This window comes from Burkholderia sp. Cy-637 (assembly GCF_011753175.1).
Classification (GTDB): Bacteria; Pseudomonadota; Gammaproteobacteria; order Burkholderiales; family Burkholderiaceae; genus Burkholderia; species Burkholderia gladioli.
In genome coordinates, this window is the sequence record NZ_VWWC01000370.1 from 1 (window position 1) to 1,405 (window position 1,405).

Here is a 1,405-nt window from a genome sequence, read left to right on the forward strand (position 1 = left end):
TCGGCGACCTGGCGCTCGCGCACGCGGTGCTGGCGCGGCTCGGGATCGGCGCGCTGGCGGCGCGTTCGCTCGACGAGCTGTCGGGCGGCCAGCGGCAGTTGGTCGGCATCGCGCAGGCGCTGGTGCGCGATCCGCAGGTGCTGCTGCTCGACGAGCCGCTGTCGGCGCTCGACCTCAACCACCAGTTCCATGTGATGCAGGTACTGCGCGAGGTCACGCGCGAACGCGGCATCGCCACCGTGGTGGTGCTGCACGACATCAATGCGGCGATGCGCGCCTGCGATCGCGCCATGCTGCTGCATCGCGGGCGCATCGAGCGCTTCGGCGAACCGGCCGAGGTGGTGACCTCGGAAAGCCTGGCCGAGGTGTTCGGCGTGAGGGCGCGGATCGAGCCCTGCTCGCAGGGGCATCGGCAGGTGATGATCGACGGGCTGGCGCTGGGCGCCTGAGGCGCGCCCCGAAGCCGTCGTGAAAAGCAACGGCCGGCTCCGCATCGCGCGGCGCCGGCCGTTTTTTCATGCCGATCGTTTCAGTCGTAGAAGCGCGGCGTGTAGATCCACTCGCGTTCGGCGCTGGCGAAGCGCCGCGTCTTCGAGGAGCCGACGATCACCATGGTGCGCATGTCGACGTCGGCCGCGCGCAGCTCGCCCAGCGTGAGGCTGCGCAGGCTCGCGCCGGGCCGGCCGACGTCGCGGCCGAGCACCACCACCGTGTCGGCGGCGCGGATCTCGCGCAGGATCTCCAGCGCGCGATCGAGCTGCCAGGGCCGTGCCTTCGAGATCGGGTTGTAGAAGGCCATCACCAGGTCGGCGCGCGCGGCCAGCGCGAGCCGTTCCTCGATCACGCTCCAGGGCTTGAGGTTGTCCGACAGCGAGATCACGCAGAAGTCGTGGCCGAGCGGCGCGCCGGCCTCGGCCGCGGTGGCGAACGCGGCGGACACGCCGGGCACCACCTCCAGCGCGACCTCGTCCCAAGCCGGCTCGCCGGCGCCGTCGAGCGCTTCCAGCACGGCCGCCGCCATCGCGAACACGCCCGGGTCGCCCGAGGACACCATCGCCACGCGGCGCCCCTGCGCGGCCAGCTCGAAGGCATGGCGCGCGCGCTGCAGTTCCTCGCGATTGTCGGTTTCGTGCACGCGCTGGTCGGCGCGGAACGGGCCGGCCATGCGCACGTAGGTGGCGTAGCCGAGGATGTCGGTGGCCTCGGCCAGCGCGAGGCGCGCGGCCGGCGCCAGCAGGTCGGCGCGGCCGGGGCCGAGGCCGAGCACGCTCAGCGAGCCGCGCGCCTGGCCGAGCCGGTTGACGTCGACGGGGGCTTCGGCGATCGCGATCGCGAGGGACTTCGAAGGCTTGCCGTCGTCGTCGAGGGCGATTGCCGGGCTCGCGTCGATCGAGCCGGCCGCGAG

General features: G+C 72.9%; 2 protein-coding genes. One reads left to right on the top strand and one right to left on the bottom strand.

What is annotated here, in order from left to right:
- Positions 1-449: ABC transporter ATP-binding protein (locus F3J10_RS35580; RefSeq protein ID WP_167244044.1), on the top strand; the 449-nt coding region annotated here is incomplete at its 5' end.
- A gap of 80 nt (positions 450-529) precedes the next feature.
- Here F3J10_RS35580 and cobJ read toward each other — a convergent pair.
- Positions 530-1,405: precorrin-3B C(17)-methyltransferase (gene cobJ / locus F3J10_RS35585; RefSeq protein ID WP_240155809.1), on the bottom strand; the 876-nt coding region annotated here is incomplete at its 5' end.